The organism is Variovorax saccharolyticus (assembly GCF_030316765.1).
In the GTDB taxonomy this organism is placed as follows: Bacteria; Pseudomonadota; Gammaproteobacteria; order Burkholderiales; family Burkholderiaceae_C; genus Variovorax; species Variovorax saccharolyticus.
In genome coordinates, this window is sequence record NZ_JASZYT010000002.1 from 543707 (window position 1) to 556166 (window position 12460).

The 12460-nt window shown below is 69.1% G+C and carries 13 protein-coding genes; 10 read left to right on the plus strand and 3 right to left on the minus strand.

The window, feature by feature from the left end; translation table 11 throughout:
- Positions 1-2: 2 nt before the first annotated feature.
- From QTI45_RS08730 to QTI45_RS08740, 3 genes are read right to left on the minus strand one after another with little or no spacing between them, the layout of a single operon-like run.
- Positions 3-1211: an acyl-CoA dehydrogenase family protein gene (locus QTI45_RS08730; protein ID WP_286654066.1), complete on the minus strand. Its 1209-nt coding sequence runs from the start codon at positions 1209-1211 to the stop codon at positions 3-5.
- Between the two features lie 10 nt (positions 1212-1221).
- Entirely contained in the window at positions 1222-2412 is a 1191-nt protein-coding gene (locus QTI45_RS08735; protein WP_286654067.1) for an acetyl-CoA C-acyltransferase, read from the minus strand.
- A 39-nt stretch (positions 2413-2451) separates the two neighbouring features.
- Positions 2452-4575: a 3-hydroxyacyl-CoA dehydrogenase NAD-binding domain-containing protein gene (locus QTI45_RS08740; protein ID WP_286654068.1), complete on the minus strand. Its 2124-nt coding sequence runs from the start codon at positions 4573-4575 to the stop codon at positions 2452-2454.
- 130 nt (positions 4576-4705) lie between these two features.
- Between QTI45_RS08740 and QTI45_RS08745 the strand changes: the two genes are divergently transcribed.
- The 10 genes from QTI45_RS08745 (at position 4706) to QTI45_RS08790 (ending at position 12337) form a co-directional block, all read left to right on the plus strand.
- A complete protein-coding gene (locus QTI45_RS08745; RefSeq protein ID WP_286368822.1) occupies positions 4706-5599 on the plus strand; it encodes a LysR family transcriptional regulator in 894 nt (297 codons plus the stop codon).
- Positions 5596-5760: a type 2 periplasmic-binding domain-containing protein gene (locus tag QTI45_RS08750; RefSeq protein ID WP_444813259.1), complete on the plus strand. Its 165-nt coding sequence runs from the start codon at positions 5596-5598 to the stop codon at positions 5758-5760. Before QTI45_RS08745 ends, QTI45_RS08750 begins: the two co-directional genes overlap by 4 nt.
- Before the next feature lie 54 nt (positions 5761-5814).
- Positions 5815-6165: a DUF6463 family protein gene (locus QTI45_RS08755; protein WP_286654069.1), complete on the plus strand. Its 351-nt coding sequence runs from the start codon at positions 5815-5817 to the stop codon at positions 6163-6165.
- A 68-nt stretch (positions 6166-6233) separates the two neighbouring features.
- Positions 6234-6560, plus strand: coding sequence for a type II toxin-antitoxin system RelE/ParE family toxin (locus QTI45_RS08760; protein WP_286368823.1), 327 nt, complete (start codon positions 6234-6236; stop codon positions 6558-6560).
- A 4-nt stretch (positions 6561-6564) separates the two neighbouring features.
- Positions 6565-6876 carry a helix-turn-helix domain-containing transcriptional regulator gene (locus QTI45_RS08765; RefSeq protein WP_286368824.1) on the plus strand — a complete coding sequence of 104 codons (312 nt, stop codon included), beginning with the start codon at positions 6565-6567 and terminating at the stop codon, positions 6874-6876.
- A 110-nt stretch (positions 6877-6986) separates the two neighbouring features.
- The gene (locus QTI45_RS08770) at positions 6987-8249 is read left to right on the plus strand and encodes a putative DNA modification/repair radical SAM protein (RefSeq protein WP_286654070.1); all 1263 of its coding nucleotides are present in this window, start codon (positions 6987-6989) and stop codon (positions 8247-8249) included.
- A complete protein-coding gene (locus QTI45_RS08775) occupies positions 8249-9691 on the plus strand; it encodes a UdgX family uracil-DNA binding protein (protein ID WP_286654071.1) in 1443 nt (480 codons plus the stop codon). Before QTI45_RS08770 ends, QTI45_RS08775 begins: the two co-directional genes overlap by 1 nt.
- Positions 9692-9718: 27 nt before the next feature.
- Positions 9719-10759, plus strand: a complete 1041-nt coding sequence (pyrC, locus tag QTI45_RS08780) for a dihydroorotase (protein ID WP_286654072.1) — start codon at positions 9719-9721, stop codon at positions 10757-10759.
- Positions 10756-11559, plus strand: a complete 804-nt coding sequence (locus tag QTI45_RS08785; protein ID WP_286654073.1) for an NYN domain-containing protein — start codon at positions 10756-10758, stop codon at positions 11557-11559. Before pyrC ends, QTI45_RS08785 begins: the two co-directional genes overlap by 4 nt.
- 7 nt (positions 11560-11566) lie before the next feature.
- Entirely contained in the window at positions 11567-12337 is a 771-nt protein-coding gene (locus tag QTI45_RS08790; RefSeq protein ID WP_286654074.1) for a DUF3025 domain-containing protein, read from the plus strand.
- Positions 12338-12460: the final 123 nt, after the last annotated feature.

A 12460-nucleotide genomic window follows, 5' to 3' on the forward strand; every position in this document is an offset into this window, starting at 1 on the left:
CCTCAGAGTCCGAGGATCATCTTGGAGATGATGTTCTTCTGGATCTCGTTCGAGCCGCCGAAGATCGACAGCTTGCGGTTGTTGAAATAGCGCGCCGCCGCGGCGGCCGAATACTCGGGGCCGAACGGATGGCCGTCGAAGCCGTCCTCGAGCGCCTCGGCCACGAAGGGCCGCGCCTGCGCGCCCATCGCACGCCGCGCCAGCGACGAGATCTCCTGCCGGATCTCGGTGCCGCGGATCTTCAGCATCGAGCTCTCGGCCCCCGGCACGCCGCCGCCGGCCACCGCCGCGATCACGCGCAGGTTGGTGGTCTTCATGTTCTCGAGGTCGATCTCGACCTTGGCCATGCGCGCGGCGAAGGCCGGGTCCTCGGCCAGCGGTCGGCCGTTCTTGCGTTGCCTTGCGGCAATCGCCTTGAGCTGCGCCATCGCAGCCACCGAGAAGCCGACGCCCGCGATGTTGGTGCGCTCGTAAGTCAGCAGGTACTTGGCGCAGGTCCAGCCCTTGTCTTCCTCGCCGACCAGGTTCTCGGCCGGCACCCGCACGTCGGAGAAGAACACCTCGTTGACCTCGTGCTCGCCGTCGAGCGTGATGATCGGCCGCACCTCGACGCCGGGCGACTTCATGTCGATCAGCAGGAAGCTGATGCCTTCCTGCTTCTTGGCTTCGCGGTTGGTGCGCACCAGGCAGAAGATCATGTCGGCGTGCTGGCCGAGCGTGGTCCAGGTCTTCTGGCCGTTGACGATGTAGTGGTCGCCCTGGGCATCGATGCCGCGCACCGCCTGGGTCTTGACCGAGGCCAGGTCGGAGCCCGCGCCGGGTTCGGAGTAGCCCTGGCACCACCAGTCGCTGCCGTCGAGGATGCGCGGCAGCCAGTGGCGCTTCTGCGCCTCGTTGCCGTACTTGATCAGCACCGGGCCGAGCATGTTGACGCCGAAAGGCACGATGCGCGGCGCATGGGCGAGCGCGCATTCGTTCTCGAAGATGAACTTCTCGACCGCGGTCCAGCCCGGGCCGCCGTACTGTTCGGGCCAGTGGTTGGCGAGCCAGCCGCGGGCGTTGAGGATGGCATGCCATTCCTGCATGTCGGCCTTCGACAGATGCCTGCCGCTGGCGACCTTGTCGGAGAGGCGGGCCGGCAGCTTGTCGGCCAGGAAGGCGCGCACTTCGCGGCGGAAGGCTTCTTCTTCAGGGGTGAAGTTCAGGTCCATGTCCGGTACCTCAGTAAATTTCGAAGAGCCCGGCCGCGCCCATGCCGCCCGCAATGCACATCGTCACCACCGCGTACTTCGCGCCGCGCCGCTTGCCCTCGATCAGCACGTGGCCCGCGAGCCGTGCGCCGGTCATGCCGAAGGGGTGGCCGATCGAGATCGCGCCGCCGTCGACGTTGAGCCGCTCCGACGGAATGCCCAGCTTCTCCTGGCAGTAGATCGATTGGGAGGCGAAGGCCTCGTTGAGCTCCCACAGGTCGATGTCGTCGACCTTGAGGCCGTGGCGCGCCAGCAGCTTGGGCACCGCGAACACCGGGCCGATGCCCATCTCGTCGGGCTCGCAGCCGGCCACGGCCAGGCCGCGGAAGGCGCCCAGCGGCTTGAGGTTGGCGCGCTCCGCGTCCTTGGCTTCCATCAGCACGCAGGCCGCGGCGCCGTCCGACAGCTGCGAGGCATTGCCCGCGGTGACGAACTTGTCGGCGCCCATCACGGGCTGCAGCTTGGCGAGCGCCTCGTAGGTGGTGCCGCGGCGATTGCAGTTGTCCTCGGTGGCGATCACTTCGCGATGCGTGACGGCCTTGGTCTCCTTGTCGGTCACGGCCATCGTGGTGGTGCAGGCCACGATCTCTTCCTTGTAGCGGCCGGCGAGCTGCGCCTCTTCGGTCTTGCGCTGGCTCTCGGCCGAGAAACGGTCCTGCGCCTCGCGGCCGATGTTGTAGCGCTGGGCCACGATGTCGGCGGTCTCGATCATCGCCATGTAGAGCGCCGGCTTGTGCTCCTGGATCCAGGGGTCGATGCCGCTGTCGCCGGCATCGGTGGCGCTGCGGGTGCGGATCTGCGAGATGCTCTCGACGCCGCCGGCGATCATCGCCGGGGCGCCGTCGACCACGATGCGGCCCGCGGCCATCGCGATCGCCTGCAGGCCCGAGGCGCAAAAGCGGTTCACCGTGGTGCCGGCGATCGAGATCGGCAGGCCGGCGCGGATGATGCTCTGGCGCGCGATGTTGCGGCCGGTCGTGCCTTCGGGGTAGCCGCAGCCGAGGATCGCGTCCTCGATCAGCGCCGGGTCCAGGCCCGAGCGCTCGACCGCGGCCTTGACCGCGAAGGCGGCGAGCGTGGCGCCGGAGGTGATGTTGAATTCGCCGCGGTGCGCCTTGGTGAGCGGGGTGCGGGCGGTGGAAACGATGACGGCTTCGCGCATGGTGATCTCCTTGGTTTTGTGGGTTTGTCCCGCAGGGGCTCAGTCTTTGTTGAGGCTGGCGAAATCGGCGCCGCGCTCCACCAGCTCGACCAGCAGCGGCGAGGGCTTCCAGAACACCGGGTCCTGCTTGGCGAACTCCTGGATGTCGGCCAGCACCTTCGGCAGGCCCACCATGTCGGCGTACTTCATCGGCCCGCCGCGAAAGCGCGGGAAGCCATAGCCGTAGAGGAAGGTGACATCGACGTCGAGCGGCCTGAGCGCGATGCGCTGGTGCACGACATTGGCGCCCTCGTTGATCATGGCTGCCATGTAGCGGCGCATGATCTCGTCCTCGCTGAAGCTGCGCGGCGTGATGCTGGCGCGCTGGCGCTCGGCATCGATGATGGCGAGCACTTCGGGGTCGGGCTGGCCGGTGCGTGCGCCTTCGGGATAGAGGTAGTAGCCGCGCTGGGTCTTCTGGCCGAACCAGCCGCGTTCGCAGATGCGGTCGGCCACCTGCACGTAGCGCGCCTTGGGATCGCGCGTGGCGGCCTTGCGCTTGCGCGTGGCCCAGCCGATGTCGCCGCCGGCCAGGTCCGAGACCTGGAACGGGCCCATCGGGTAGCCGAAGTTGCGCACCGCCGCGTCGATCTCGTAGGGCGAGGCACCGTCTTCCATCATGTGGTCGGCCGCCTGGCGGTACACGGCCAGGATGCGGTTGCCGATGAAGCCGTCGCAGACGCCGGCACGCACCGGCACCTTCTTGAGTTTCTTCGCCAGCTCGAAGCCGGTCGCGACCACGTCGGCACTGACCTTGGCCGGCACCACGATCTCGAGCAGCTTCATGATGTTGGCCGGCGAGAAGAAGTGCAGGCCGACGACGTCGCCGGGGCGCGAGATGCTGGCCGCGATCTCGTCGATGTCGAGGTAGGAGGTGTTGGTGGCCAGCACCGCGCCGGGCTTGCAGACGCGGTCGAGTTCGGCGAACACCGCCTTCTTGACTGCCATGTCCTCGAACACCGCCTCGACCACGATGTCGGCCTGGGCCAGCGCATCGTAGGAGGTCGAGCCGGAGAAGCGCGACATCACGCTGACCTTGGCCTCGGGCGTCATGCGGCCCTTCTTGACCAGGCCGTCGTAGACCTTCTCGACATTGGCGCGGCCGCGCGCGAGCTGCACATCGTCGCGCTCGATCATCGTCACCGGCATGCCGGCGTCGAGCATCGCCACCGCGATGCCGGCGCCCATGGTGCCGCCGCCGATGATGCCGGCCGATTCGAGGGCGCGCGGCTTGGCGGCCTTGGTCTCGGGTGCCTTGAGCACCTCGCGTTCGGCGAAGAAGGCGTGGATCAGACCGGCACGCTGCGGGCTGTCGATGCACTGCAGGAACAGCTTGCGCTCGAGCGCCATGCCTTCGTCGAAGGGCTTCGTGAGCGCGGCCTCGACGGCTTCGATGATCTTCATCGGCGAGAACAGTCCGCGGCTCTTCTTCGCGGTGTCGGCGCGCGCGGCTTCGAGCGCGGCGCGGCTGGCTTCGGCATCGGCCAGCGCCTGGGCGTCGCGCGTGCGGCGCACCGGCGCCTTGGCTGCGATCAGTTCACGCGCGTAGGCCAGGCCTTCGGGCAGGGCCTCGCTGCCTTCGCCGAGGCGATCGACCAGGCCCAGCGCGAGTGCTTCCTTGGCGCCGGCGTGGCGGCCGCTCAAGATCAGTTCGAGCGCGGCCTTGGCGCCGATCAGGCGCGGTGCGCGCTGCGTGCCGCCCGAGCCCGGCAGCAGGCCCAGCGCGACTTCCGGCAGGCCCAGCTTGGCCGAGGGCACGGCCAGGCGATAGTGGGCGGACAGCGCGATCTCGAGCCCGCCGCCCAGGGCCGCGCCCTGGATCGCGGCCACCACCGGCTTGCTGCAGTTCTCGATCGCGGCGCAGACCTCGGGCAGCGACGGCGGCTGCGGGGTCTGGCCGAACTCGCGGATGTCGGCGCCGGCGATGAAGTTGCGTCCGGCACCGACGATCAGCACGGCCTTGGCCTCGCTGTCGGCCTCGGCCGCGGCGATCGCGGCGGCCAGGCCGCGCCGGACGTCGACGCCCAGGGCGTTGACCGGCGGGTTGTCGATGGTCACGACCAGCACGTCGGCTTGGCGCGTGAAGCTCACGGGGGAGGCGGAAGTTGCGGGGGTCTGGGCCATGGTGTGTCTCCGATTGCTTGACGGGGCGATGGGTCCGGGATGAACCCAGCATTCTTGACCCGGCTCCGGCCTTTGACAATTGCATTGACCATTGACAGACTGTCAAAGGATTTTTGACACAATGCTGGCCATGGACCTGCAATCGCTGACCCTTCTGGTCGAGATCCTCGATGCCGGCAACCTGAGTGCGGCCGCGCGGCGGCTCAAGATGAGCCGCGCCAATGTCAGCTACCACCTGAACCAGCTCGAGCGCTCGGTCGGCGCCCAGCTGGTGCGCCGCACCACGCGGCGGGCCGAGCCGACCGAGATCGGCCTGCGCCTTTACCAACATGGCCTGGCGATCCAGGGCGAGTTGTTGGCGGCCAGGGAATCGGTGACCACGCTGGGACAAAGCCTGCAGGGCCGTGTGCGCCTGAGCGTGCCGAGCGGCTACGGCCAGCTCGTGATGTCGGGCTGGCTGATCGATTTCAAGCGCATGTACCCGGGCATCGTGCTCGACGTGCTGTTCGAGAACCGCATCGAGGATCTGCTGCGCGACGAGGTCGACATCGCGATCCGCGTGATACCCGAGCCGCCGCAGAACCTCGTGGCGCGCGAGCTCGGGCCGGTGCGCTACGTGGCTTGCGCCTCGCGCGGCTTTGCCGAGGCGAACGGGCTGCCGACCCAGCTCGACCAGTTGCAGGGTGCGCCGGTCGTGACCTCGGCGGTGGTCGGGCGCCAGCTGCGGGTGTCGGCCTACCAGGGCGAGGAGCGGCGCGAGGTGATCCTCGAGCCGACGCTGATCTCGGAGAACTTCCTGTTCCTGCGCCAGGCGATCCTGGCCGGGCTGGGCATCGGTCTGGTGCCCGACTACGTGGTGCTGGACGACGTCCGCCGCGGCGAGGTCCTGACCACGCTCGACGACTGGCGGCTCAGCATCTTCGGCACCGGGATGTACATGCTCTACATGCCGAACCGGCAGCACACGCGGGCGATCCGGACTTTCATCGATTTCATTCTGGAGCGGGTGCGCGGGGCGGCATGAAGCCCTGGGTGCGCGAGGTGCTGCTGGAGTCGACCCGGATCTCCGAGATTTTTCTCCTTTTGCGCCAGGAGATTCTGGTCGGGCTGGGCATCGGCCGGGTGCCCGACCATGTGGTGCAGGATGACGTCCGGCGCGGTGACGCGAATCTGCTGGCCGCGTGATTCGTGGCCGGTGCCGTGCCGGCATGAAAGCAAGGTCGAACAGGAGAGGGCGCCATGAATAGACGCTGGATGGGTCGCTGGTTCATGGTGGTCGCGGTGTTGCACACTGCGCTGGCCGTCGTGATGTTCAAGGAGCAGTGGATGGAGATCGCGCAGTCCGGCGTGGTCGACGCAGTGACGGCATCGGCGATGCGCGGCAAGGCCGCCTGGTTCGGCTTGTTCGGCGTGCTGCTGTTCCTGTTCGGCGCGACGATCGATGCGCTGGAAAGCGTCGGGCGGCCCCAGCCTTTGTTGGTGAGCGCCGGGACGCTCTTGCTGGCCGTCATCGGCATCGCGCTGATGCCCAAGTCAGGCTTCTGGCTCGTGTTGCCCCCGGTGGTCGCGGCGTTGATACGTCGACCTTGATCGATTTCATTCCTGGAGCGTGCGCGGGCTCAAGGGCTTTGTTGATCTCTATTCGTTTATGAACGAAAATGAACGGCTATCAGATCGAGCACTACCTCACCGCAGGCGACCACCGCGACCTTTACCTGGACTGGTTGCAGCGATTGCGCGACAGGCAAACCAAGGTTGCGGTGATTCGCCGCGTGACCCGGCTCGAGTCAGGCAATTTCGGTGACCACAAGTTTTGTCGCGATGGCGTTTGGGAGTTGCGCATCGACGTCGGGCCCGGCTGGCGGGTGTACTACGCCTTGGCCGGCCGTCGCGTGGTGCTGCTGCTATGCGGTGGTGACAAGCGGGCGCAGGACGCGGATATCGCCAAGGCAGTGAGCTGTTGGCAAGATTGGCAACGGAGATAGAGAGATGCGAAGCAGACCTCATGACGAAGCAATGGCCGAGCTTTACCGCAGCGATCCGGCCTTGGCAGTGGAACTCATCAACGGCATCCTGGCTGATGGCGACCAAGTCGAACTGCTGATCGTGCTGCGCCAGATGGCACAGGCGTTCGGCGGCGTTCAGGCGGTGGCCGAAAAGGCCCACTTGAATCCGACGCAGCTCTATCGCACTCTGTCGCCAAAGGGAAATCCGGCACTCAGCAGCCTGTCGACCATCCTCAAGGTGATGGGATTGCAGCTTGCAGTCCAGCCGCTGGCCGCCACGGATCAGGCCGGCTGAGGAACTCTCGAGGCAACGAGCTGAAACAACGATCCATGCCTGCGGGCGCGGGAGGGTCTTGCAGCAAGCGCAGAATACTGTTTATTCATACAGTATTGAGGTGGGCCCCCATGGACCTCCAGCAGAAACTCGCCATCCTCGCCGACGCCGCCAAGTACGACGCCTCCTGCGCGTCCAGCGGCACGAGCAAGCGCGACTCGCTCGGCGGCCGCGGCATCGGCTCGACCGAGGGGGCCGGCATCTGCCACAGCTATGCGCCCGACGGCCGCTGCATCTCGCTGCTCAAGATCCTCCTGACCAACCACTGCCAGTACGACTGCCTCTACTGCGTCAACCGGGCCTCCAGCAACGTGCCGCGCGCGCGTTTCCGCGTCGACGAGGTGGTGCAGCTGACGCTCGACTTCTACCGCCGCAACTGCATCGAGGGCCTGTTCCTGTCGAGCGGCATCGTGAAATCGCCCGACCACACGATGGAGCAGGTGGTCGAGGTGGCCCGCGCGCTGCGCGAGGACCACGACTTCCGCGGCTACATCCACCTGAAGACGATTCCCGATGCCAGCGACGAGCTGCTGCTGCGCGCGGGCCGCTACGCCGACCGCCTGAGCATCAACGTCGAGCTGCCGACGGCCGCCGGCTTGAAGGCGCTGGCGCCCGAGAAGGACGAGGGCGCGATCCGGCGCTCGATGGCGCGGCTGCGGCTGCACATCGACGAGCGCGAGGACGACGCCCGCCGCGTGCTGCCGATCCGCGCGCTGCCGGCCGCGGCCCCCAGGGCCGCGAAGCCGCCCCGCTTCGCGCCGGCCGGGCAGAGCACGCAGATGATCGTCGGCGCCGACGCCACCGACGACCGCGGCATCCTGGCGTCGAGCGCCACGCTCTACGGCGCCTACCGCCTGAAGCGCGTGTACTACTCGGCCTTCAGCCCGATTCCCGATGCGGCGCGCGCCTTGCCGCTGCAGGCGCCGCCGCTGATGCGCGAGCACCGGCTCTACCAGGCCGACTGGCTGATGCGCTTCTACGGCTTCGCACACGACGAGATCGTGGCTGCACCGGACGGGCTGCTGCGGCTCGACGTCGATCCCAAGCTCGCCTGGGCGCTGGCGCATGAGGAACGTTTTCCGGTCGACCTCAACACGGCGCCGCGGGAGTGGCTGCTGCGCGTGCCCGGCCTCGGCGTCAAGGCGGTCGCGAGCCTGCTGCAAGCCCGGCGCGTGCGGCGCCTGCGGGCCGAGGACCTGCAGCGCCTGCACCTGCCGGTGCGCAAGGTGCTGCCCTTCGTGCAGGTCGACGGCCACCGGCCCGCGGCGCGGCCGCGCGCGGTGCACGAGGCCCGCGCGCGCCAGGCGCGGCAGCAGCAGGCGCCGCTGTTCTGATGGCGCGCCACAGCGTGCGCCTCGACGGCGCGGCCGACCGCGAGGGCTTCCGGCGCGCAGCGAGGCGGCTGCTCGGGCAGGGTGCCGAGCCCTCCGAGGTCGACTGGTCGGACGACGACACGCCGCGCGGCGCCACGGGCTCGCTGTGGGGCGACGAAGCGCCCGGCGAGCCCGGTGATGCGCTGGGAGCGCCAGCGGTGGTGCATGTGCCCGCAGGCTTCTCGGCGCTGTGCGACGAAGCCCTGCTGCACAGCGAGCCCCGGCGCTTCGGGCTGCTCTACCGCCTGCTCTGGCGGCTGCAGCGCGAGCCGGCCCTGCGGCACGATCCGCTCGACGCCGATCTGCTGCGGGCGCAGCAACTGGCCCGAGAGGTCCGCCGGGACATCCACAAGATGCGCGCCTTCGTGCGCTTCACCCGCGTCGACGGCGAGCGCCATGTCGCCTGGTTCGAGCCCGAGCACCACATCGTCGAAGCCAATGCGCCCTTCTTCATGCGCCGCTTCGCCCAGATGCGCTGGGCCATCCTGACACCCGAGCGCTGCGTCGAATGGGACGGCGCCGATCTGCGTTTCGGCCCGGGCGCCGACCGCCGCGAGAAGCCGCCGCCCGATGCCGGCGAGCAGCTCTGGCTGACCTACTACGCCCACATCTTCAATCCGGCGCGGCTCAAGCTGGCGATGATGCGGCGCGAGATGCCGCGGCGCTACTGGCACAACCTGCCCGAGGCGGCGCTGATCGAGCCGCTGTCGGCAGCGGCCGGCGAGCGCAGCCGCGCCATGATCGAAGCGCCGCCGACGCCGGCCCGCCGCATCCGGGCGCCGATCCCGCTGCATCCGATGCCGGCTGAAGGCGCCGTGCCGCAGTCGCTTGACGAACTGCGCCTTGCCGCCAATGGCTGCCGGGCCTGCCCGATCGGCGCCCTGGCGACGCAGGCGGTCTGCGGCGAAGGGCCGCCGCAGCCGGCGCACATGCTGGTCGGCGAACAGCCCGGCGACCACGAGGACTTGGTGGGCCGGCCCTTCGTCGGTCCCGCCGGGCAGCTGCTCGACCAGGCCATGGCGCACCTGGGCTGGCCGCGCGATGCGGTCTATCTGGCCAACGCGGTGAAGCACTTCAAGTACGAGTTGCGCGGCAAGCGCCGCATCCACAAGACGGCGGCCCAGCGCGAGGCCGAGGCCTGCGCGGGCTGGCTGGTGCACGAGATCGCGCTGGTGCGCCCGCGCGCGCTGGTCGCGCTGGGTGCCACCGCGGCACGGGCCCTGCTCGGCCGGGCGGTGGCCGTGCAGTCCGAGCGCGGGACTTGGCTCCGGGAGCGCAGCGACGGCTTGCCGGTCTTCGTGACCTTGCATCCCTCGGCGCTGCTGCGGCTGCCCGACGACCAGCGGGCCGACGCCTGGGCGCGCTGGCTGGCCGACCTGGCCCTTGCCCGGCAGCAGATCTGAGGTCCGCGCGATGGGACAATCGGCCCCATGACCACCCCCGCCGACACCCTCACGATCACCCGCCCCGACGACTGGCACCTGCATGTGCGCGACGGCGCCGCGCTCGAAGCCGTGCTGCCGCATTCGGCCCGCCAGTTCGGCCGCGCGCTGATCATGCCGAACCTGCGCCCGCCCGTGACCACCGCGCAGCAGGCGCTCGACTACCGCGCCCGCATCCTCGAGGCGCTGCCCGCCGGCGCCGCCTTCCAGCCCGTGATGTCGCTCTACCTGACCGACAAGCTGCCGCCCGACGAGATCGAACGCGCCGCAGCGGCCGGCGTCCGCGCCCTCAAGCTCTACCCTGCCGGCGCCACCACCAACAGCGATGCCGGCGTGACTGACATCAAGAAGACCTACGCCACCCTCGAGGCGATGCAGAAGCACGGTCTGCTGCTGCTGGTGCACGGCGAGGTGACCGACCCGGCCGTCGACCTGTTCGACCGCGAGGCGGTCTTCATCGACCGTGTTCTGATCCCGCTCCGGCGCGATTTCCCCGAACTCAAGGTGGTGTTCGAGCATCTGACGACGAAGGAAGGCGCCCACTACGTGCGCGACGCCAACCGCTTCACGGCCGCCACCATCACGGCGCACCACCTGCTCTACAACCGCAATGCGATCTTCACCGGCGGCATCCGGCCGCACTACTACTGCTTGCCGGTGCTCAAGCGCGAGACCCACCGCGTCGCGCTGGTCGAGGCCGCCACCAGCGGCAGCGACCGCTTCTTCCTCGGCACCGACAGCGCGCCCCACCCGGCCGCGCTCAAGGAGCATGCGCTGGGCTGCGCCGGCTGCTACACCGCGCTGACCGCGATCGAGCTCTACGCCGAGGCCTTCGACAACGCCGGTGCGCTCGACAAGCTGGAAGGCTTCGCGAGCTTCCACGGCCCCGACTTCTACGGCCTGCCGCGCAACACCGACAGCGTGACCTTGCGGCGCGAAAGCTGGACCGTGCCCGAGACCGTGCCCTACGGCGACGCCACGCTGAAGCCCTTGCGCGGCGGCGAAACCGTGGCCTGGAGGCTCGCATGAGTCTTTCGCCAAGAGTCATGCTGCTGGTCGACGCCGACAACGTGTCGGCCGACGTGATCGAGCAGGCGGTCGAACGCACCCTGGCCGAACACGGCGCGGTGCATGTGCGCCGCGCCTACTGCAATGCCGAGATGGCGCAGAAGCAGCAGTCGTTGTTCAAGCGGCTGTCGATCCGGCCGATGGTCAACCTGTCGGCCGGCAAGAACAGCACCGACATCGCCCTCGCGGTCGACGCCATCGACCTGGTGATCGCCGAGCGGCCGGATGTCGTGGTGCTGGTGTCGTCCGACTCCGATTTCGCGCCGCTGGTGATCCGGCTGCGCGAAAAGGGCTGCCGCGTCTGCGGCATCGGCCAGCAGGGCAAGACCGGCGAGGAGACCGTGGCGATCTACGACAGCTTCGTCGACCTGCAGCACCATTCGTCTTCGAGCAAGGCCGCCGTGGCCAGGCCCGCCGCCCGCCAGGCCGCCAAGGCCGAGCCCGCACCCAAGCCTGCACCCAAGCCCGCCGCCAAGCGCACCGCGCGGGCGCCGCGCCGCACCAAGGCCGAAGCGCCCGCCCCGGCGCCGCGCGCCCCGGTGCTGCCCGACGACGTGCTGCACATCCTCGATGCGGTGGCCGAGCTCGGCATGGGCAACAAGGTCGAGCTCAACGTCGCGGCCGAGCGGCTGCGGGCCGCCAAGCTGCTCGGCAAGAGCGCCAGTTCGCCCAAGCTGTTCAAGAAATACCCCGAGCTGTTCCTGCTGACCCCCGAAAAGACGCCCAACAAGGTGCAGTACATCGGGCCGATGCCGGCCTGATCCGGCGATGGCTGCCGGCCTGGACGTCGACGCCGCAGCGCCCTGGCTGGCGCCCTTCGTGCCCCGTGTGCAACGGGTGGCCGCAAGAACCGCGTCCGGCGCCGGCGTGGCCGAGGCGCTGGCGAGCGAGCCGTCGCCCATCGACCTGGCCGCCGGGCCGCTGCGCTTCGTCGCGGGCGACAGTGCGGGCGCCGAAGCCTACGAGGCCTTCATCTTCCGCACCGCCGGCGTGCCGACGCGCGACAACCTGCACGATCTCTTCAACGGCCTGGTGTGGCTGCGCTTTCCGCACGCCAAGCGGCGCCTGAACGAACTGCAGGCGGCGGAGATCGCACGCGCCGGCATCGGTGCCACGCGCGGGCCGCTGCGCGATGCGCTGACGCTGTTCGACGAGAACGGCGCGGTGCTCGACGCCCCGCCAGACCTGTGGGAGGCGCTTGTCGCGCGCGACTGGCAACGGCTCTTCGTCACGCGGCGCGACCTGTGGCGCGATGCCCGGCTGCAGCTCTTCGGCCACGCGCTGCTCGAGAAGCTCGCCGCCCCGCGCAAGGCGGCCACCGCCCATGTGCTGGTGGCGCCGGGCGCCAGCCCGTCGCTCGGCCCGGAAGACACAAGGATCGCGGCTGCGCTCGATCCCGCCTGGCTCGCCACCAAGCCCTTCGTGCCGCTGCCGGTGCTGGGCGTCCCGGGCTGGTGGACGCCCAACGAGGCGCCGGCCTTCTACGACGACCCGTTCGTGTTCAGGAGCCCGCGGCCGCGGCGCGAGATTTCCTTCTGATTCCAGTTGGTATTCGGTGCTTTGTCAGCCCTGAGGGACTTAATCTTGCTTCCCACGGTTCCTCCTATGATGGCGCCCGAACCCTTGCAAGCCGGGTCGCGACCCTCATGTCCAGAGGCGGAC

Coding starts and splice junctions, on each gene's coding strand:
- QTI45_RS08730 (WP_286654066.1), bottom strand. CDS start 1,211: ATGGACCTGAACTTCACCCCTGAAGAAGAAGCCTTCCGCCGCGAAGTG.
- QTI45_RS08735 (WP_286654067.1), bottom strand. CDS start 2,412: ATGCGCGAAGCCGTCATCGTTTCCACCGCCCGCACCCCGCTCACCAAG.
- QTI45_RS08740 (WP_286654068.1), bottom strand. CDS start 4,575: ATGGCCCAGACCCCCGCAACTTCCGCCTCCCCCGTGAGCTTCACGCGC.
- QTI45_RS08745 (WP_286368822.1), top strand. CDS start 4,706: ATGGACCTGCAATCGCTGACCCTTCTGGTCGAGATCCTCGATGCCGGC.
- QTI45_RS08750 (WP_444813259.1), top strand. CDS start 5,596: ATGAAGCCCTGGGTGCGCGAGGTGCTGCTGGAGTCGACCCGGATCTCC.
- QTI45_RS08755 (WP_286654069.1), top strand. CDS start 5,815: ATGAATAGACGCTGGATGGGTCGCTGGTTCATGGTGGTCGCGGTGTTG.
- QTI45_RS08760 (WP_286368823.1), top strand. CDS start 6,234: ATGAACGGCTATCAGATCGAGCACTACCTCACCGCAGGCGACCACCGC.
- QTI45_RS08765 (WP_286368824.1), top strand. CDS start 6,565: ATGCGAAGCAGACCTCATGACGAAGCAATGGCCGAGCTTTACCGCAGC.
- QTI45_RS08770 (WP_286654070.1), top strand. CDS start 6,987: ATGGACCTCCAGCAGAAACTCGCCATCCTCGCCGACGCCGCCAAGTAC.
- QTI45_RS08775 (WP_286654071.1), top strand. CDS start 8,249: ATGGCGCGCCACAGCGTGCGCCTCGACGGCGCGGCCGACCGCGAGGGC.
- pyrC (WP_286654072.1), top strand. CDS start 9,719: ATGACCACCCCCGCCGACACCCTCACGATCACCCGCCCCGACGACTGG.
- QTI45_RS08785 (WP_286654073.1), top strand. CDS start 10,756: ATGAGTCTTTCGCCAAGAGTCATGCTGCTGGTCGACGCCGACAACGTG.
- QTI45_RS08790 (WP_286654074.1), top strand. CDS start 11,567: ATGGCTGCCGGCCTGGACGTCGACGCCGCAGCGCCCTGGCTGGCGCCC.